The 17,770-nt window shown below is 63.7% G+C and carries 19 protein-coding genes; 5 read left to right on the forward strand and 14 right to left on the reverse strand.

The window, feature by feature from the left end; translation table 11 throughout:
- Positions 1-23: 23 nt before the first annotated feature.
- Both ACSC1P_RS08500 and ACSC1P_RS08505 read right to left on the reverse strand, forming a co-directional pair.
- Positions 24-578 (reverse strand): endonuclease dU, encoded by a 555-nt coding sequence (locus tag ACSC1P_RS08500; protein WP_435359712.1) that lies wholly within the window; start codon positions 576-578, stop codon positions 24-26.
- 9 nt (positions 579-587) lie between these two features.
- A complete protein-coding gene (locus ACSC1P_RS08505; protein WP_435359713.1) occupies positions 588-767 on the reverse strand; it encodes a DUF5786 family protein in 180 nt (59 codons plus the stop codon).
- 107 nt (positions 768-874) lie between these two features.
- Here ACSC1P_RS08505 and ACSC1P_RS08510 point away from each other — a divergent pair, with 107 nt between their 5' ends.
- Positions 875-1,489, forward strand: coding sequence for an MBL fold metallo-hydrolase (locus ACSC1P_RS08510; RefSeq protein ID WP_435359714.1), 615 nt, complete (start codon positions 875-877; stop codon positions 1,487-1,489).
- A gap of 124 nt (positions 1,490-1,613) precedes the next feature.
- On the opposite strand, the gene ACSC1P_RS08515 is transcribed toward ACSC1P_RS08510, so the two are convergent.
- The 4 genes from ACSC1P_RS08515 to ACSC1P_RS08530 form a co-directional block, all read right to left on the reverse strand.
- Positions 1,614-1,763 carry a 50S ribosomal protein L40e gene (locus ACSC1P_RS08515; RefSeq protein WP_435359715.1) on the reverse strand — a complete coding sequence of 50 codons (150 nt, stop codon included), beginning with the start codon at positions 1,761-1,763 and terminating at the stop codon, positions 1,614-1,616.
- 351 nt (positions 1,764-2,114) lie between these two features.
- Entirely contained in the window at positions 2,115-2,513 is a 399-nt protein-coding gene (locus ACSC1P_RS08520; protein ID WP_435359716.1) for an HVO_A0114 family putative DNA-binding protein, read from the reverse strand.
- Between the two features lie 314 nt (positions 2,514-2,827).
- Positions 2,828-3,505 (reverse strand): 3,4-dihydroxy-2-butanone-4-phosphate synthase, encoded by a 678-nt coding sequence (gene ribB / locus ACSC1P_RS08525; protein WP_435359717.1) that lies wholly within the window; start codon positions 3,503-3,505, stop codon positions 2,828-2,830.
- Complete coding sequence (locus tag ACSC1P_RS08530) at positions 3,506-4,210, reverse strand: DUF120 domain-containing protein (RefSeq protein WP_435359718.1); 705 nt, start codon at positions 4,208-4,210, stop codon at positions 3,506-3,508.
- 214 nt (positions 4,211-4,424) lie between these two features.
- Here ACSC1P_RS08530 and ACSC1P_RS08535 point away from each other — a divergent pair, with 214 nt between their 5' ends.
- Positions 4,425-7,532, forward strand: a complete 3,108-nt coding sequence (locus tag ACSC1P_RS08535) for a PAS domain S-box protein (RefSeq protein ID WP_435359719.1) — start codon at positions 4,425-4,427, stop codon at positions 7,530-7,532.
- Between the two features lie 21 nt (positions 7,533-7,553).
- On the opposite strand, the gene ACSC1P_RS08540 is transcribed toward ACSC1P_RS08535, so the two are convergent.
- The 3 genes from ACSC1P_RS08540 to ACSC1P_RS08550 form a co-directional block, all read right to left on the reverse strand.
- Positions 7,554-7,778, reverse strand: coding sequence for a hypothetical protein (locus tag ACSC1P_RS08540; protein ID WP_435359720.1), 225 nt, complete (start codon positions 7,776-7,778; stop codon positions 7,554-7,556).
- A 68-nt stretch (positions 7,779-7,846) separates the two neighbouring features.
- Complete coding sequence (gene twy1, locus ACSC1P_RS08545; protein ID WP_435359721.1) at positions 7,847-8,836, reverse strand: 4-demethylwyosine synthase TYW1; 990 nt, start codon at positions 8,834-8,836, stop codon at positions 7,847-7,849.
- Between the two features lie 61 nt (positions 8,837-8,897).
- On the reverse strand, positions 8,898-9,500 hold the full coding sequence (locus ACSC1P_RS08550) for a hypothetical protein (RefSeq protein ID WP_435359722.1): 603 nt from the start codon (positions 9,498-9,500) through the stop codon (positions 8,898-8,900).
- 217 nt (positions 9,501-9,717) lie between these two features.
- On the opposite strand from ACSC1P_RS08550, the gene argS reads away from it, so the two are divergent.
- Complete coding sequence (gene argS / locus ACSC1P_RS08555) at positions 9,718-11,472, forward strand: arginine--tRNA ligase (RefSeq protein ID WP_435359723.1); 1,755 nt, start codon at positions 9,718-9,720, stop codon at positions 11,470-11,472.
- 151 nt (positions 11,473-11,623) lie between these two features.
- Here the strand turns inward: argS and minD are convergent, their stop codons facing one another.
- Positions 11,624-12,688 (reverse strand): cell division ATPase MinD, encoded by a 1,065-nt coding sequence (minD, locus tag ACSC1P_RS08560; protein ID WP_435359724.1) that lies wholly within the window; start codon positions 12,686-12,688, stop codon positions 11,624-11,626.
- A 543-nt stretch (positions 12,689-13,231) separates the two neighbouring features.
- Between minD and prf1 the strand changes: the two genes are divergently transcribed.
- A complete protein-coding gene (gene prf1 / locus ACSC1P_RS08565) occupies positions 13,232-14,473 on the forward strand; it encodes a peptide chain release factor aRF-1 (RefSeq protein ID WP_435359725.1) in 1,242 nt (413 codons plus the stop codon).
- A gap of 30 nt (positions 14,474-14,503) precedes the next feature.
- On the opposite strand, the gene ACSC1P_RS08570 is transcribed toward prf1, so the two are convergent.
- From ACSC1P_RS08570 to ACSC1P_RS08580, 3 genes are all read right to left on the reverse strand, one after another.
- Positions 14,504-14,896 carry a DUF6276 family protein gene (locus tag ACSC1P_RS08570; protein WP_435359726.1) on the reverse strand — a complete coding sequence of 131 codons (393 nt, stop codon included), beginning with the start codon at positions 14,894-14,896 and terminating at the stop codon, positions 14,504-14,506.
- Between the two features lie 78 nt (positions 14,897-14,974).
- Positions 14,975-15,673, reverse strand: coding sequence for a V-type ATP synthase subunit D (locus ACSC1P_RS08575; RefSeq protein WP_435359727.1), 699 nt, complete (start codon positions 15,671-15,673; stop codon positions 14,975-14,977).
- A 109-nt stretch (positions 15,674-15,782) separates the two neighbouring features.
- On the reverse strand, positions 15,783-15,998 hold the full coding sequence (locus ACSC1P_RS08580) for a zinc ribbon domain-containing protein (protein WP_435359728.1): 216 nt from the start codon (positions 15,996-15,998) through the stop codon (positions 15,783-15,785).
- 59 nt (positions 15,999-16,057) lie between these two features.
- Here ACSC1P_RS08580 and ACSC1P_RS08585 point away from each other — a divergent pair, with 59 nt between their 5' ends.
- Positions 16,058-16,330 carry a DUF8143 family protein gene (locus tag ACSC1P_RS08585; protein WP_435359729.1) on the forward strand — a complete coding sequence of 91 codons (273 nt, stop codon included), beginning with the start codon at positions 16,058-16,060 and terminating at the stop codon, positions 16,328-16,330.
- A 30-nt stretch (positions 16,331-16,360) separates the two neighbouring features.
- Here ACSC1P_RS08585 and ACSC1P_RS08590 read toward each other — a convergent pair whose 3' ends face one another.
- The gene (locus tag ACSC1P_RS08590; RefSeq protein ID WP_435359730.1) at positions 16,361-17,770 is read right to left on the reverse strand and encodes an ATP synthase subunit B; all 1,410 of its coding nucleotides are present in this window, start codon (positions 17,768-17,770) and stop codon (positions 16,361-16,363) included.

The raw sequence follows: 17,770 nt of genomic DNA on the forward strand, positions 1-17,770 counted from the left end.
GCCAGCAGGCGTGCGGAGAGTACCTAATCCCTGCGGAGCGCGTCACCGGCCCGCGCGGCGAACCGGGCGACCCGCAGCGGTTCCGGGCGACCGCCTTCCGGCGTGAACGCCCGGACCACGTCGCGCGCCTCGGTCGGGTCGACGCCGACGGCCCGGACGTACACCGTCTCGCCGTTGACGACGACAGGGTCACGGCCCGGCTGCCGTCGGTAGATTTCGAGTCGCTCGTCCCGGTCTTCGCCGGAGAACACCTCGCGGATGGCCGCTTCGAGACCCGGGCTGGCTTCGTAGGTGACCGAGAGTACCGGCCGGTCGACGCGGCGAGCGAGTTCACGCATATCGAGAATGTTGTACCACGCCAGCGCGATACCTGACACCACGACGTAGCGTACGTCTTCGCGGCCGAGTCGCTCGTACAGGTCGACGACGCTCTCGGTCACGTCGGTCCCACCGACCGTACACCGCGAAAAAGACAGACCGTCTACCACCCGATTCGCCCTGACGACGACCCCGGCGAGCGTGCTGTCGTCCTCCCGAAACGACTCAGCGACACCCAGCGCACGCACCCCGGGCTTCATCTGCAAGGATTACTCTTTGGACTTGATGTCTTTGAGCCTATCGAGAAGTTCGTCGTTCGATGCGCCGTTGTCGAATTCTACTCTGCCCTCGTGTGCCGCGTCGCGTGTCGATACCGAATCGTCCTCGTTTAGGTCTGTGTCGATGCTCTGGTTCGATTGTTCAGATTCGTCGTAGCTCCCGAAGCCCATACATGAAGGCATAATCGTTATAGACCTAAAAATATCACGGCCATGAGTTAGCGTACCAACACACAAGGCCCGTCACCGTTTTCAAGGTCCCTCCCGACTGCCCCTATATGAACGTCCACCACGTCACCGCCGGCGCAGACGTGTTCACGTGTAACGCATATCTCGTCACCGGCGGCCGGACGACGCTCGTCGACGCCGGAGCCATGGACGGGGTGGTCGACGAAATCCGCGAGCATACGGACCACCTCGACCAGGTCGTCCTCACGCACCAACACGGCGACCATCTCGGGCAACTGAACGCCGTCATGGAGGCCTTCGACTGTGACTGCTACGCCTACGCCGAACACCCACTTCGCACGCACGAACTCGACGACGGCGACTTCGTAGAAATCGGCGACGAGACTTTCGAGGCCGTCTACACGCCGGGCCACGCCGCGGACCACCTCTCGTTCGTCAGCGACACCACGCTCTTCTCGGGCGACGTGGTCGTCCACAACGACGCCGCCTTCGACTACGGTAGCTTCGGACGCACCGACATGGCCGGGCAGTCGCGCGAACGCCTCGTCGAGAGTATCAAACACCTGCTGGACCGGATGCCCGAAGGCGTCGAACACCTCTACGCGGGCCACGGCGACGTGTTCCACGGCGACGTGCGCGACGTGGTAGAGACGGCGCTCTCGCGGGCCGAGCGTCGTGAGTCGAAGTACCCCGACGAGCAGTAAGTCGCGGGCGAAAATCGTGCTGCACTGCGTCGCGCGGTCGTCCAAAAGTACGGGCCGTGGCTGTCGAGACTGTTCGAGAGAGCGGTCGCTGTTCGACGGGAGAAACCGCAAGAAGCGAACGCGCTTACGCGGCGCGCTTTTCCTTCGCCTTCGGGCGAAGCTTCTGGTAGCCGCATTTGCGGCACTTCTCGGCTCGCTTCGGGTTACGAGCGTTGCACTTCATGCAAATCATCTTCTCGAGGGACCGCTTTTCCGCAGCTTCGAACTTAGCCATATTCGATACACAAGTCGGTGCGCGTAAAAGCGTTTCCGAGTCGAGTCGGTCGTCTATGGGTGATTGGGCCGGTGTAGAAACGTCGGTCACGATTCGAGAACGTAGCGACGAACACCTGCTTGCGTGGTCTGCAATCGGTATTGCGAGCCTGGACGAGCGGACCACGAATCACGACGGTACATGTCCGCAGCCACATCCTCCCCAACCGATTCGCCAGCCGTCGCTTCGCTCGGCTGACTCATCCCTCGCGCGGCTACGACTCGTGGCCTCGCGCTTCGCGCGAGACACACGTCAGCGCGCGCCAGGGTGGTCGTGAAGAATATCGCCGCACCGCGAAACCCGTCTGGTCGCTTACAGCGGAACCTCGATTTGCAGTTCGTCGTACCGCGGAATCGGACGGACCGCGTCGCCGTGTTCTGCGAGTGTGAGCAGGTCGTACTGGGCCAGCACCGAGAGGACGCGCTCGACTTCCTCCGGGTCGCGGCCCTCGGTGTCGGCGACGGCGGCGATAGTCGTGGGGTGCTGGTCGCCGATGATACGGAGCATCCGCAGGTGCGAGGGCGCGAGCAAGCGACCGAGTTCTTCCTCGCTACGGACGCTGAGTGCTTCGTTGTCGCCCGAGCCGAGCCGGGCGTAGAACTCCTCGGCCGATTCGAGCCGAATCTTCAGCGTCTGACCGGTCGCCGAGCCGCCGTCATCAGTCTCGTCGTGGCTGGCTTCGTCGACGGGGAATTCGTCGTCGCGGCGCACGGACGACATCTCACTGGCCCGGCCGGCGGGCTGGTGCCGCCGTGCCGGGGGAGGAGGAATTCGAGACGACTAAGTGGCGGCGACGCGCGGCGGCGGGTCCGGCGGTGACCCGCGACGAAGTGTGCATACTCGAACTGCTCACGACGGCCACAAGAATTTTATGTGCGAATTCGAACCAATACCGTCGTTCTGGCCGGGATGTCGAGGCAGTGTGTCATCTCCACCCGGTGAGCGAGAAAGTGCAGGCTCCACAACAGGTTCGAACTGCAACGTAGACAGGTGCGTTCTACGAATGCGACAGGAGTAGGCGGTCGTTATCCGAGTCGCGCTACGAGGTCGGCCCCTTCGACGTAGGGGATACCCTCGCGATTCGCGTAGGCACGGGCGTCGGCGGGGGTCAGGGCTTCACCGGTCGCGTCGTCGAGCATCTCACAGACGACGACGGCGGCCGGCACGTCGGCCGCTTCGGCCAGCGCGATGCCGAGTTCGGTGTGACCGAGTCGCTGGTCGAGCAGGCGCGGGGCGGCCCGGAGCAGGTGGACGTGGCCCGGCGCGCGGAACTCCTCGACGAAGGGGAAGCCCTCGGGGTCGTCAGCGGCCTCGGCGAGTTTCGTGATGGTCAGCGCGCGGTCCGAGTCCGGGATGCCCGTGAAGGTGTCGCGGTGGTTCACCGTGAGCGAGAACGACGAGCGCTCGTCGTAGCCGAGTTCGTGGTCGGCGGTGAGCGGGTGGTCGAGTTCGTCCTGCACGAACGGGAGGTCGAACGCGTCCGCCACGTCGTCGGAGAGCGCGACGCAGACGAGGCCACCGGCGTCGTTTCGCATGCGGGCGACGGCCTCGGCCGTCACGCCGTGGGCAGGGTAGACGATGTCCGTCTCTCCCTCACGGTCGGCGGCGTCGTGGATACAGACCGGTTCCCCCGCGCGGAAGGCGGCGAGCGCGCGGTCGACGGACGCCTCGGCGTCGGCTTCGGACTGCTGGCTGCGGGACATCTACTGCTCCTCCACGTAGACCGTCACGTGGTCGTCGTCGCCCAGGTCGAGTACCTCGCGGAGTTTCTCGGGCGCGATAATCTCCAGTTGGTCCTCGTCGTGGTGTGTCCGCTCCGGTGCGATGGTGTGGGCGTTCTCGTAGCGCTCGCCGTCGACCGTCTCGACGGTCGCCGGGTAGCAGACACACGGACCGTACGTCCGGTCGTCGTCTTCCCACCCGTCGATGTGGACGGGCTCCATCGACTCCATGGCGGCGCGGCGACGGACGCTCTCCGAACCGAGTTCGACGTTCAGGGTGCCCGCGAACGGCTCGTAGCCGAGGCGGTCGGTGAACTGCGTCATGTACCCGGACAGCGAGATGTAGTGGCGACCTTCGCCCATCCCACTGGTGACGCGACCGGTCAGTTCGACGCTGGAGCGGCCTTCGAAGACGGTTCGGTAATCCTCGTACTCACTGCGGAGGGCACGCTCGCCCGTCTCGGTGATGGTGACCCACTGTCCGTCGCTGACGGTTTCACGGGTGACGTAGCCCGCGTCTTCGAGGCGCTGGAGGCGGCGTGACGCGGTCTGGTTAGAGGCGTCGAGTCGCTCGGCGAGGGCGGCACACGACACCTTCACCTCGCCGTCGATAGCCCCGTCGAGGGCCAGCAGTTTGGCGACGGCGAGTTCGTCGTGTCCGACCGAAAACGACGCAGATTCTGACATACGCGAGGCTTCGAACGGACACCGGATAAGCGTAACGGATGTGGAAACAGTTCCAAATATGAGATGGCTTGCCACAAGACCGTGATAGCCGTTGAGAAACGTGACTCTGGTTGTAAGTTCCCAACCAGAGACTAAAGACCACCGATACCGGCCAAACAGACCGAGCCAGAACCATTAACCCTGCACAGTGCTCCACTCCGCACGAGAAGAAGTCATGCCGAGCCAGTCCGTGCTGTGGCTCGCCCCTGCCGACGTGAGCGGTCTCGTGGCCCCGAACGACGACGCCAGCTATGCGGTCGAACACGTCCCGGTCGACGAGTCGACGAACCCAGCAGCTGTCGCCGACGTGGTCGCCGACGAGGGGCCCGATTGCCTCGTGTGTGAGGCTCCACTTCCCGGCCAGTCCGAACGATTCGCTGTCCTTCGTGCAGTCGTCCAGTGCGTTTCAGCACTCCCAGTCGTCGTCCACACGGCTGACCCAGATGGGCACGTCGCGAGCGACGCGACCGCCATCGGTATCGACCGTTACTGCTACGGCGACGACCTCTGGTCGTGTGTCGACGCCGTCCTCGACGACGCCGCGTCGACCGCCGATACCGCGTCAGCCACCGATACCGACGACCCGGTTCCAGACGACCAACAACGGGCACTCCACCGTCTCCACGAAATCGTCACCGACCACGGGGCTGAGTTCGAGACGACGGCCGAGCGACTGCTCGACCTGGGCTGTGAGTACCTCGGCCTCTCTGTCGGCTTCGTGACGCGAATCCGTGATGGCCGACAACGAATCGTGACCGCGACCGGCGACTATCCCAGCCTCACGAGCGGCGCAGACGCCCCTATCGAGGAGAGCTACTGTCGCCACACGGTTGAGTCGGACGGTCTCGTCGGCTATCGAGACGCGTCTATCGAACTCGCGGACGACCCGGCGTACGAGCGGTTCGGCCTCGGCTGTTACCTCGGCGGCCGACTCGACGTCGATGGGACGCTGTACGGGACGCTCTGTTTCGCCGACGACGCGGCCCGCGACATCGACTTTTCGCCGGCCGAGCGCCGGTTCGTCGAGGTGATGGTCGACTGGTTCAGTGAGGCACTGGAACACCGCCACGCCGAAGACGAACGAGAACGCGCAGCCGAACAGTTCGAGCAGGTTCTCGAACGAATCGACGACGCGTTCCTCGCCATCGACGACGAGTTCCGTCTCACGTACGCCAACCACCGTGCTGCGTCGGTCTTCGGGAGTACCGTCGACGACCTCATCGGCGAAGACGTGCGTGACGTGCTCGACCAAGAGAGTGCGAAGCCGTTCGTCGAAGAGTGTCGTTGGGCCATCGAACAGCAAGAGCCGGTCTCGTTCGAACGCTACGCCGATGCACTGTCGAGTTGGCTGGAGGTGAACGCCTATCCCGCGAGCGACGGCCTCTCGGTCTACTTCCGGGACGTGACCGACCGGAAACGTCGCGAATCGATGCTCGACGACCTGCTCGACAGCACACGACGCCTCATGTTCACCGAGGACGCCGAAGACGTGGCAGAAGTCGTCGTAGACGCCGCCGAATCGGTGTTTTCCTTCCCGTACATCGTCGTCCGACTGTACGACGACGAGACGGACGAACTCCGTACCGTCGCGAGTTACAGTCGCGACAGCGACATGCCAGCCGAGTTGGACGCGGCTGCTTCGAACGTCGCGCTCACCGAGAACCGAGCCGCCGAGGGGTCTATCGACGACAGACCTGTGCGCGCCGCTCGACACGTCAAACTCGGCGATTACGGGGTCGTCTGTGTCGGGTCGAGCGACCCGAATCCGGTCGACGAAGTCAGCGAGGGCGTCCTCGACGTCCTCGCCGCGAACGCCACGGCCGCACTCGAACGCGCCGCGAGTCAAGAGCGACTTCGCGAGTACGAGACCGTCCTCGAGAACGTCAACGACATGGTGTTCGTCATCGACTCGACCGGTCGCTACAGCTACGTCACCGCACCGTTCGCGGCGTTCGTCGGCTGTGACCGCGACGAAATCGTCGGCGACCAGCCGGCGCGGTTCCTCGATTCGGCCGACATGCGCCGTGCCGAGTCGAAGATAGACTCGCTCGTCGCCGGCTACCGACAGGGCAGCATCACCATCGAGGCGACGGTCGAAACCACAGACGGCGACCGGGTTCCCTGCGAAGTCGAACTCACGCTGCTCCCGAGCGACGAGGCCGGGTTCTCGGGCGCAGTCGGCGTCGTCCGTGACATCTCCGATCTCCAGCAAACACGCGAAGAGCTGGAAGCGGAGAACGAGCGGTTTCAGCACTTGTTCGAACACATCCCCGACCCGGTCGTCGAGAACACGTTCGACGGTGACGAGCCGCTCGTCGACCGGATCAATCCGGCGTTCGAGCGCGTGTTCGGCTACGAACCGTCGATGGTCGTCGGGCGGTCCATCAACGACCTCATCGTCCCCGACGACGCGGAAGAAGAGGCCAAACACCTCGACAAAGCGTCGGCGGACAGTGACCTCGTGACCGGCGAAGTCCGCCGAAAGACCGCGACCGGGGAACGAGATTTCCTCTTTCGGGGTATCAGTTATCGGGTCGACGACGGCGAGGGCCGCGACGGGTACGGCATCTACACCGACATCACCGACCAGAAGGAGCGCGAACGACGACTCCAGATTCTGCACACCGTCCTCCGGCACAACCTGCGGACAGAACTCACGCTCGTCCGAGGCTATACTGACCTGTTGGCCGAGCAGGTCGGCGACCAGACCGCGGTGACCGAACTGCGGCGGGCAGTCACCGCGATAGAGAACCTCAGCGCCAAAGCGCGAACGCTCGAACGGGTCGTCGCTGAACGGACTGACACCGAGCCTGACCGGAACGACGTCATGCCACGGATCGAATCCTGCATCTCCGCTGCCCGGGAGACCTTTCCCGCTGTCGAGTTCGTTACCGACTTCCCCGAGACGGCCACCGCCGTCGCCGACGACCGACTCGAACTGGCGCTCGAAAACCTGCTGGAAAACGCGGTCGAACATGGCGTCAGTCCAGACGGTGACGGCGCGGCCGAGGAGTCACCGCCGGACCCAGCCACTGCGAACACCGTCACGGTCAGCGCGTCCGTCGGCGAATCGTTCGTCGAGATTCGCGTCGACGACGACGGGCCGGGTATCCCCAGACGTGAGCGACAACTCGTCCAGGGTGAGCGCGACATCACACAACTCGAACACGGGAGCGGGCTGGGGCTGTGGATCGTCGCTGCCGCAGTACGCTCGCTCGACGGTGAACTGACGTTCGTCGACGAAGCCGACGGCTGTACAGTGGTCCTTCGGCTCCGACGATAAGACGTGAAGTCGCCGCGGCGACTATCGCTTTTGAATCTCGCTAATCTCGATAGTCAACTCGGGGTGGCCAGTGTGTTCGTCGATGAGGTCGTAGCCGCCCTGAATCGAGACACCGTTCGTCTGTGCCTCTCTGATGACTCGTTCGAGTGCCTGCTCTAGGTCCCCTTTACTCCCGATCAGATTGTGGTTAGCTGGCGATCCCTTGCCCTCGGTAACTGCTCCAGAACGCAGTTCGTCCTCACCCATGAGGAGACCGTACGGAAAGTGCCTACAAAACACTACGACCAAATCAGTTAGATATCCGGCAATATTTCTCAGTATTCGACGAGTGGGTCCCGTTCCCAGAAGTCACTGTCTTTGTTCAGTTTCGGAACCCACGTGTCGTCGTCTCGGGCGAGCAGTGCAACCCGCGACTGCGGCACGTCTTTGATAGTGTCGTGTTCGGGCATGTGTTCGCCGACGGCTTCGGTGAACGTCAGAACGTCCTCGTGGTCTGGCATCGACGACCGGTCGAGGCGGCCGCGCGAGTGACCGACGTGCATGTACGCTTTCAACTCGACGAAGTCGGGGTCGGCCCGGTCGTAAAAGGCCGCGTACCAGTCGGGGTCTTTCATGTTCTCGCCCTCGACCAGCGTCGTCCGGATGACGGTTCGAGTGTCGTCCTTCTCGGCCAGTACGTCCATCGTGTCGACGAGTCGTTCCCAGGCGTCGTCTTCGACTGCCTTGACCACGTTGTCGAAGGTGTGTCGCTCCGCGGCGTCGACCGAGACGTACAGTTGCGTCGGGTCACATCGCTCGATGAGGTCGGGGTTCGTCCCGTTCGAGACGAGGAACGTGGTGATGTCTCGCTCGTGGAACTCGTCGATGAGTTCGGGCAGGTACGGGTACAGCGTCGGCTCGCCGTCGAGCGAGATGGCGACGTGGCGCGGCTCCATCGCCTGCTCGAACACGTCTCGCGGCACCTCGTCGTTCCCGCCGTAGCCCGACAACAGCTTTCGCTGGAGTTCGAGGCTGGCGTCGGCGACCGCCGCCGGGTCGTCCCACTCCACGTCGCCGAACTCGTAGGCGTGGCCCGAGTGGTCGCGCCAGCAGAACACGCAGCGCTCGTTGCACTTCACGACCGGGGTCATCTGGATGCAGCGATGCGATTCGATACCGTAGAAGGCGTACTTGTAACACTTTCCGTCGCCGGACAGCGCGTTCTTCGTCCAGCCGCAGGTCTGTGCGGCGGTGTGGTTGACGCTGTGGTAGTTCGGGCTGGAGACCTGCATCGGCCCGTCTCCGGCCTCCTCCGAGTCACTCATTGGGCCGTGATTCGGTCGCCGTGGGGAAAAACGAACTGGTCAGCGGCGGGGAGCGGACTGGTTACAGGAGCGTCCCGACGACGCTGTCGTCGCCCCAGTCCCAGCCGTCGTCATCGTCGTCCTCGTCGTCTTCGCCTTCCTGCTCTTCGTCCTCGTCATCATCGTCCCACCACCGGTCGTCGTCGTCACTGTCTTCGTCTCCCGTCTGGTCGTCTCCATCGTCACCCCACCGACTGTCGTCGTCATCGTCTTCGTCGTCTTTCTTTTCCTGCCCGGGCGGGCCGTCGTCCTCGCCTTTCTCGTGGCCCTTCTTTTCGCCCGCTTCCGGACCGTCTTCGTCGTCGAGTACTCCGTCTTCTTCCTCTTCGACCCACTCTGCCACGTCGTCCTCGCTATCGTCGCCCGAGTCCGCCGTGGTCGGGGGCGCAGTCGCCGTTTCGGTCGCCTGCGCCGTCTCGGTCACACGGCCGTCACCGTCGTCTGGTGACTCGGTCGACTCGGCCGGTGCGTCCCCACCGTCGTCCGCGCCCGTCTGCCCGAACGAGGCGTCGACGTCCGAAACCTCCGGCGACGACGCCATGTCGGGCCCGACAAGTGCGACGGTCAGCCCACTGACGAGTAGGACGAGGCCGAACACTGTCAGCAGCTTTTGCAGTCGGGTCATTGCTCTGGCGTTGGGACTGGGGGCTTTTTCCTACTCACCCCGTAAGGTCGCTCGTTCACCGTTTCGCTCCGTTGCGACCGACCTGCTGGCTGGCGATTCTGCGGACCACCCCGAAACAGTCCGGAGAGCGAGAGTGTCCGGGCGAGCGGACTGCTGCGGGAACGCCGAAGCCGACCATTCAGAAACCCCTTTACGGCAGAGTGAGGTACGTGGGCGTATGTTCCTGCAGCTTCGGGCGGAGGTCGAAGACGCCCTCACGACGGCGCTCTCGGCGCTCGACCTCCCCACGGACGACCTCGGTATCGAGGAGCCACCGGAAGACGTCCCGGCCGTCTTGGCCTCGAGCGTCGCCTTCCGCCTCGCTAGCGAGGTCGGCGCGCCGCCGCCGAAAGTGGCCGCCGACGTCGCGAGCGAAATCGACCCCGACGACTACGAGTACATCGGTGAAATAGGGACGCAAGGCCCCTACATCAACGTCCTGCCCAGCACGTCCTACTTCCGCGGGACGCTCGACGCCGGGCAGGCCGAGGACTACGGCAACCTGCCGTCGAAAGACGAGTCGGTCGTCGTCGAGCACACCTCCGCGAACCCGACCGGGCCGGTCCACGTCGGCCGTGCGCGAAACCCCATCCTCGGCGATGCCGTCGCGAACGCGCTCGACTATGCTGGCTACGACGTGGACCGCCACTACTACGTGAACGACGCCGGCCGCCAGATGGCCGTGTTCACCTGGGCGTACGAGACCTTCGACGAGGAAGACCTCGACTCCGAACCCGAGCGCGACCGCATCGAGTACGACCTCGTTCGCTACTACCGCAAGGGCAACGCGTTCCTCGAAGACGGTCCCGCAGACAAGGTCGACGAGGCCGAATCCGAGATTCAGGCCATCATGCAAGGCCTCGAAGAAGGCGACGAGGAGACGTACGAACGCGTCTCGACCGTCGTCGACCAGGTCCTCTCCGGGATGCGCGAGTGCCTCGCCCGCCTCCCAGCCGAGTTCGACGAGTTCGTCAAAGAGACCCGATTCATGTTCGACGGCTCGACCGACGACCTCGTAGACCGCCTCAAGGAACTCGACGAAGCGGTCTACGAGGAGGACGCCTGGCAACTCGACCTGACCAGCCACGGCATCGAGAAGAACATGGTGTTCCTGCGCTCGGACGACACCAGCCTCTACACGACCCGCGACCTCGCCCACCACGAGTGGAAGTTCGCGAACTACGACCGGGCCGTCACCGTCCTCGGTGAGGACCACAAACTGCAGGCCGACCAGCTCCAGACGACGCTCGACCTCCTCGGGAACGACACCGACAAACTGTCGAACGTCATCTTCTCGTGGGTCAATCTACCAGGAGGGCTCGGGATGTCCACTCGCCGTGGCACCGGCGTCGACCTCGACGACCTGCTCGACGAGGCCATCGACCGTGCCCGCGAAGAAGTCGAGACGCGCATGGAAGACCGCATCCGCGACGACGACCTCACCGAGGAGGACATCGAGCGCATCGCCCATCAGGTCGGTATCGGCGCGGTCCGCTACGACATCGTTTCGAAACAGCCGACGAAGGCCATCACGTTCGAGTGGGACCAGGCACTCGACTTCGAGGCCCAGTCCGCGCCGTACGTCCAGTACGTCCACGCCCGCACCTGTGGCATCCTCGACGACGCCGAGGAGATTCCGGACAGTATCGACGCCGATGCACTGCACGAACAGGCATCCAAGGACCTCCTTCGTGTCATCGCGCGCTTCCCGGCCATCGTCGAGGAAGCCGCCGACGACCTCGAACCACACACCGTGGCGACGTACACGCGCACCTTCGCTGAGACGTTCAACGCGTTCTATCGCGAGTGCCCGGTGCTCAAGGAAGAAGACGACGACGTGCGTCAGGCCCGCATCGCGCTCGTCAACGCGTCCCGTCACACCATCGCCAACGCGCTCTCCATCCTCGGTGTGGCTGCGCCGCACTCGATGTAGGACCGGCCGACCGACTCGTTTCGCCGGTCGACTGACTCGTTTCGACTGTTTTCACGAACCCGAACTCGCGGCGACACGTTCGAATGCGCTGTCGCGTGCCAGTAAGAATAGTGGCCAACAGACAGTGTCGAGAGACGCAGCGCAGCGACAGTCAGCCGAGGAGCCCGCCACCGAGAAGCCCGCCGCTGTCGTCGTCTTCATCTTCGTCATCACCGACGTTCTCGTCTCCTGCGGGCAGTGCGTCGTCGACCGCTGACTGTGAGGCGTCCGTGCCGCCGTCGGCCTCGGCGTCGGGAATCTCGACGCGCTGTGGCTCGCCACCATCGCTCTCGGTCATCTCGTCGCCGTCTATCTCCGAGATGGCAGCCGACACGTCGTCCTCGCTGGCGGCCTGCGCACCGTCCTTCGGGTCGTCATCGTCGTCGGAACCGCCGCCGTCGGCGTCCGGCGAGGGCTGTCGCTCGCGCTGCTGTTTGGTAAAGCGCGGTCGCTCGTCCGCCGAGGCGGTGCCGAGGAGTCGCGCAGCGAGGTAGCGATACGCCCGCGAGGCCGGACTCCGTGGTTCGTGGACGACCAGCGGCGTCCCGGCGTAGACGCTCTCGCGAACGCTCGTGTCCTCCGGAATGGTCACCAGCAGCGGGAGGTCGAGTCGCTCGGCGATTTGCTCGTGGTCGATGTCACCCGCGGGGCGAGTGCGCGTGAGGACGAGCCCAGCCAGCGAGCCACCTGCGCGGTCGGTGAGTTCGCACGTCTTGCGCGCGTCCTGAATCGACGCGGGTTCCGGCGTCGAGACGAGGATGACCGAGTCGGCCAACCCGAGCGGGAGGACGGTCTCGTGGCTCACACCTGCGCCGACGTCGAGCAGGACGAAGTCGAACTCCTCGCGCAGTCCCGCGACCACGTCGCGGAGGTTCTCCGTCTGCACGCCCGCGTAACTGTCGAGGTCGATGCCACTCGGTACCGCCCAGATGCCGTTCGCCAACTCGTACGTCGCGTCCATCACGTCGGCGTCGCCAGCCAACACCTCGTGAAGTGTCGTATCGCCCGCGTTGAGGCTGACGAACCCTGCGAGGTTTGCCATGCCGAGGTCGACGTCGACGATGACGACGCGGTTCCCGGCACCCGCGAGCGCAGTGCCGAGGTTTACCGTCGTCGTCGTCTTGCCGACGCCCCCCTTTCCGCTGGCGATAGCGTACACAGTCTCCTGCGTGGTCATTCTAGTTGGGTAGAGTCCCGGGCGACTAATAAATCATTGAGGGCGACGCCGTAGCACGGCCGGGCGACTGTCGGCACTCGAACCACTGTGGCGAGCAGGTGGCACGTGGCCGTCAGGTCGACCGGCGGCGCGCCACACACCCGCCTCGACTCGCCGGTCACACTCGCTATCGCACGACGGCTGTGGCCGCCTGTTCGTACTTGAAGGGTTGCGAGGGGCTGCGACGACTGGCTACACAGACACTATGGCGCGCGCTGGCTCGCGTAGCCGAACTATAAGTGAGGCTCGCGAGCTGTAGCCGCGCGAGGGATGAGTGAGACGAGCGAAGCGAGTCGAACGAATCGGTTGGGGAGGGCGTGGCTGCGGTCATGTTCCATCAGCGCTAGTGAACCAGTTCCCGACTCAGGGGACAGCGACGACGGTGACGCACCACCGATTGACCGACGACGAGCGACCAGCAACCAACACCGGAAACCGTGCCACACGATACCGCTCGTGCGACAAAGAACAGTTACTTACCGCCTGCGTGGTCTAGAAGCACCAATGAGTGGAGACGAGGGCGAGACACCGTCCGACCGAAAAAAGTACGAGTTCCAGAAGGTCATCGAAGAGCTTCAGGACTACGAAGGGTCGGGGACGCAACTCGTCACTATCTACGTGCCGGAGGACAAGATGATCAGCGACGTGGTCGCCCACGTCACGCAAGAACACAGTGAAGCGGCGAACATCAAGTCCAAACAGACGCGGACGAACGTGCAGGACGCACTCACCAGCATCAAAGACCGCCTGCGCTACTACAAGAACCCGCCGAAAGACGGGATGGTGCTGTTCTCGGGTGCCATCAACTCCGGCGGCGGCCAGACCGACATGGTCACCAAGGTGCTCGAATCGCCGCCGGAACCCGTCGAGTCGTTCCGCTACCACTGCGACTCGTCGTTCCTGACCGAACCGCTGGAGCACATGCTCGCCGACAAGGGCCTGTACGGTCTCATCGTCCTCGACCGACGTGAGGCCAACGTCGGCTGGCTCAAGGGCAAGCGCATCGTCCCGGTCAAGTCAGCGAGTTCGCTCGTCCCCGGCAAGCAGCGAAAAGGTGGCCAGTCCGCCCAGCGTTTCGCCCGCCTGCGCCTCGAAGCCATCGACAACTTCTATCAGGAAGTCGCCGAGATGGCCGACGAACTGTTCGTCCCCGAACGCCACGAGATGGACGGCATCCTCGTCGGCGGGCCCTCGCCGACAAAAGACGAGTTCCTCGACGGCGACTACCTCCACCACGAACTGCAGGACATCGTCCTCGGTAAGTTCGACGTGGCCTACACCGACGAGTCCGGGCTCCACGACCTCGTCGACAACGCGTCCGACGTACTGGCCGACGCCGAAATCATGGAGGACAAAGAGCTGATGGAGACGTTCTTCAAACAGCTCCACAACGGCAACAAGGCGACCTACGGGTTCGAGCCGACCCGCCAGAACCTCGTGATGGGCTCCGTCGAAAGCCTGCTCATCTCCGAGGACCTCCGCGACGACGTGGCCGTCTACGAGTGCGACGGCCAAGAGGAGTACGAGGTCATCGACCACCGCAAGAACACGCCGATGCACGAGTGCGAGAACGGCACCGAGGTCGAAGCCGAATACCGCGAAGACGTCATCGAGTTCCTCATGGGCATCGCCGACGAGCGCGGGACCGAGACGAAGTTCATCTCCACGGACTTCGAGAAGGGCGAACAGCTCCTCAACGCGTTCGGTGGCATCGCCGGGATTCTGCGCTACTCTACCGGCGTCTAAGCTCGCGCACTCGTCTCTCCGTCTCTCAGCCTACTCCAACAACTGCTCTAGCTGTTGCCGTCTGCGACCGATGGCGACCGACGGGCTCAGGCTAGTGTCGTTCTCCAACTCTTCGAGTGCGAGCATCGGGTCGACGCCGCGCTCTTCGATACGCTCTAGCAACACCTCTATCTTCCCACGATTGAGTGCGAGCGACGAGAACAACCCGATGACGAGTGCGAGTTCGGCCGCCGCCTCGTCGTCGCTCGGAAACGCCTCGCTCACGCGCGAGAAGTCCGCGTCGGGAGCCGTCTCGTCGGTCGGCTGGACCTGCAAACACGACGTACAGATGGCTGCTGTCTCGCTCCCGCCCGGGGCGTACTCCACGTCCTCGGCCGGTATCACGAACGACACAGTCTCCGAACGGCAGGCTGAACACTGCATACCGACAGGAAGACACCCCATCGGCTAAAAACTAGTCGGCGGTTCGGGTGAAACGGACCCGCAGAACAGGCGTCGTTCTCAGTTGGTCGCCGCGACCGCGCTCGCGTCGGCTTCAGCCTCCTCTGCTTCGGCCTCGCGCGCTTCCTTCTCCTCGCGCTCTTTCTTGTTCTTGATCTTCTTCATGCGGAAGATCTCTTCACGCTCCTGTTCTTCGAGCTTCTGCTCGATGAACTCCTGATTCTCTTTGAGTTCGGGCAGGAGCTTGAACTCCAGTGCGTTGACACGGCGCTTGGTCGTCTCGATTTCGGTGAGCATCTTCTTCATCGCCGTCTCGACCTCGGCGGCGAGGATGATGGATTCGAGGAGTTCCTCGTACGCCTCGGCGGCCTCGTCGATACGTGCCGAGGTCCCGAGCAGCCCGTAGCCACGGTCGTTCAGGTTCTTCTTCACCTTCGAGGACTCGATTTCGGGAACGACGACGCCCATGATGTTGCGCGACTCCGTCGTAATCTCCGGGTGTTCCTTGAGCGCCGCAGCGGCACCCCGAACACTCATGTCGCCCTCCATGGCGCGGGCCATGTTGATCTTCTTCTGGGCGGTTTCGTAGTTGCCTTCGAGGTTCGAACGGACGTCCTGTGCCTGGTCCAGGATGTCCATGAACTCCATGATGAGACCGTCACGCTTCTGTTCGAGCGTGTCGTGCCCCCGCTCGGACAACTCGATGCGATCTTCGATCGCCATCAAGTTCTTGCGGGTCGGCTTGACGTCGTTGGCCATTACGAGGGGGTTGCACAGCCAGCCTGTTAACCCTTTACGATTGCGTCTGCGCGCGCCCGCGTGAGCGGCCGCATTCTCGCACGTCCTCGCCGCGTCGCCGGTCGACCAGTTACCCGAAGAAGAGGTCGACGAGGTCGCCGTCCGACGTCCCCTTGTACAGTTCGGAGTAGCCACAGTTCGTACAGGAGATGACCTTGAACCGGCGGTTCTGGATGTCGAACATCTTCGAGAGCCCCGAACCCGTCGTCGAGATGGTGTCGACTTCCGTCCCGCGAGACCCACACTTCGGACAACCACCGGTAGACCGTCTGCTTGCATCTGCCATACGCGACCGTACCGAGCACTGACCTAAAGGTTTTCTGTCACTGGTGCGAATCAATATTCGTGTCTGCAGCCGCCAGTTTCACCCTCGTTCTGGTCCTCGTACTCGCCGTCGCTGGACCACTACTCCTGTACGTCCTCATTCAGGACGAGACGAAGAACCCGACCGTGATGGACCGCGCCGACGCCGAACGCACGGTCAGAAAGGACAGACGGTCGAGCGAGGACGACTGGCCAGGCGAACAGGGCCGGTCGAGTGCCGATGGCGACGACTGGTCGACTGACTCTGGCTGGACGACCGACGACGCCGACGACAGCCGTCGCTCACGACGGTAGTGCACGAAAGAGAGAAAATCAAATCCGAGTTTACGCTTCGACGGTTTCCGCTTCGACGTCTTCGCGGTAGTGTTCCTCGATGAGGTCCTCGTCGACACGGTTGAGTTCCGTCTTCGGGAGCGTCGAGAGCAGGTCCCAGCCGATTTCGAGCGTCTCCTCGATGGAGCGGTCGGTGTGGAAGCCCTGATTCGCGAACTGCTCCTCGAAGAGGTCCGCGAAGTCGAGGTACTTGGCGTCACGCTCGGAGAGCGCTTCGCGACCGACGATGTTCACCAGGTCACGAAGGTCCTCACCTTCTGCGTACGCGGCGTACATCTGGTCGGACACGTCAGCGTGGTCCTCACGGGTGAGGCCCTCACCGATACCGTCGTCCATCAGGCGCGACAGCGACGGGAGCACGTTGACCGGCGGCGTGACACCCTGCGAGTTGAGGTCGCGGTCCATCATGATCTGGCCCTCGGTGATGTAGCCAGTCAGGTCGGGAATCGGGTGCGTCTCGTCGTCACCCGGCATCGTGAGGATGGGGATCTGCGTGACAGACCCTTCACGACCCTTGATACGACCGGCACGCTCGTAGAGCTGTGCAAGGTCAGTGTACATGTACCCGGGGTAGCCACGACGGCCCGGGACCTCCTCACGCGCGGCACCGATTTCACGCAGTGCCTCACAGTAGTTCGTCATGTCCGTCAGGACGACCAGCACGTGGTAGCCCTTGTCGAACGCGAGGTACTCTGCCGTAGTGAGTGCGAGTCGCGGCGTGACCGTCCGCTCGACTGCGGGGTCGTCCGCGAGGTTCATGAAGACGACGGAGCGCTCCAGTGCACCGGTGCGCTCGAAGTCCTCCATGAACTCGTTCGCCTCTTCCGCGGTGATACCCATCGCACCGAAGATAACTGCGAACTCGGAGCCTTCGTCGTCGTCGCCTGCGTCCTCCGGCACCGTCGCCTGACGGGCAATCTGGAGTGCGAGGTCGTTGTGCGGCAGGCCAGAGCCCGAGAAGATGGGCAGCTTCTGGCCACGAACCAGCGTGTTCATGCCGTCGATGGCGGACACACCGGTCTGGATGAACTCCTCGGGGTACTCCCGGGAGTACGGGTTGATAGCCGCACCGACGATGTCACGACGCTCGTCCGGGACGATGTCGGGACCGCCGTCGATGGGGTTGCCGGACCCGTCGAGGACGCGTCCGAGCAGGTCTTCCGTGATGGGCATCTTCATCGTCTCGCCCAGGAAGCGAACCGACGACTTGCGGTCGATACCCGTCGTTCCTTCGAACACCTGAATCGAGACGAGACCGTCGCTCGATTCGAGGACCTGGCCACGCTTGGTCTCGCCGTCGGGCGTCTCGATCTCCACGATCTCGTCGTAGCCGATCGGCTCGTCGACCTCGGCGAACACCAAGGGGCCGCTGATATCGGTGATGGTTTGGTATTCTTTCAT

Source organism: Haloarchaeobius caseinilyticus, assembly GCF_051207395.1.
Classification (GTDB): Archaea; Halobacteriota; Halobacteria; order Halobacteriales; family Natrialbaceae; genus Haloarchaeobius.

What these genes read in the sequence shown, in the direction of transcription:
- ACSC1P_RS08540 (WP_435359720.1), bottom strand. Translation starts at nt 7,778, where the DNA reads ATGGGTGAGGACGAACTGCGTTCTGGAGCAGTTACCGAGGGCAAGGGA.
- ribB (WP_435359717.1), bottom strand. Translation starts at nt 3,505, where the DNA reads ATGTCCCGCAGCCAGCAGTCCGAAGCCGACGCCGAGGCGTCCGTCGAC.
- ACSC1P_RS08580 (WP_435359728.1), bottom strand. Translation starts at nt 15,998, where the DNA reads ATGGCAGATGCAAGCAGACGGTCTACCGGTGGTTGTCCGAAGTGTGGG.
- ACSC1P_RS08530 (WP_435359718.1), bottom strand. Translation starts at nt 4,210, where the DNA reads ATGTCAGAATCTGCGTCGTTTTCGGTCGGACACGACGAACTCGCCGTC.
- ACSC1P_RS08510 (WP_435359714.1), top strand. Translation starts at nt 875, where the DNA reads ATGAACGTCCACCACGTCACCGCCGGCGCAGACGTGTTCACGTGTAAC.
- twy1 (WP_435359721.1), bottom strand. Translation starts at nt 8,836, where the DNA reads ATGAGTGACTCGGAGGAGGCCGGAGACGGGCCGATGCAGGTCTCCAGC.
- ACSC1P_RS08505 (WP_435359713.1), bottom strand. Translation starts at nt 767, where the DNA reads ATGGGCTTCGGGAGCTACGACGAATCTGAACAATCGAACCAGAGCATC.
- ACSC1P_RS08500 (WP_435359712.1), bottom strand. Translation starts at nt 578, where the DNA reads ATGAAGCCCGGGGTGCGTGCGCTGGGTGTCGCTGAGTCGTTTCGGGAG.
- argS (WP_435359723.1), top strand. Translation starts at nt 9,718, where the DNA reads ATGTTCCTGCAGCTTCGGGCGGAGGTCGAAGACGCCCTCACGACGGCG.
- minD (WP_435359724.1), bottom strand. Translation starts at nt 12,688, where the DNA reads ATGACCACGCAGGAGACTGTGTACGCTATCGCCAGCGGAAAGGGGGGC.
- ACSC1P_RS08550 (WP_435359722.1), bottom strand. Translation starts at nt 9,500, where the DNA reads ATGACCCGACTGCAAAAGCTGCTGACAGTGTTCGGCCTCGTCCTACTC.
- prf1 (WP_435359725.1), top strand. Translation starts at nt 13,232, where the DNA reads ATGAGTGGAGACGAGGGCGAGACACCGTCCGACCGAAAAAAGTACGAG.
- ACSC1P_RS08575 (WP_435359727.1), bottom strand. Translation starts at nt 15,673, where the DNA reads ATGGCCAACGACGTCAAGCCGACCCGCAAGAACTTGATGGCGATCGAA.
- ACSC1P_RS08590 (WP_435359730.1), bottom strand. Translation starts at nt 17,770, where the DNA reads ATGAAAGAATACCAAACCATCACCGATATCAGCGGCCCCTTGGTGTTC.
- ACSC1P_RS08570 (WP_435359726.1), bottom strand. Translation starts at nt 14,896, where the DNA reads ATGCAGTGTTCAGCCTGCCGTTCGGAGACTGTGTCGTTCGTGATACCG.
- ACSC1P_RS08535 (WP_435359719.1), top strand. Translation starts at nt 4,425, where the DNA reads ATGCCGAGCCAGTCCGTGCTGTGGCTCGCCCCTGCCGACGTGAGCGGT.
- ACSC1P_RS08515 (WP_435359715.1), bottom strand. Translation starts at nt 1,763, where the DNA reads ATGGCTAAGTTCGAAGCTGCGGAAAAGCGGTCCCTCGAGAAGATGATT.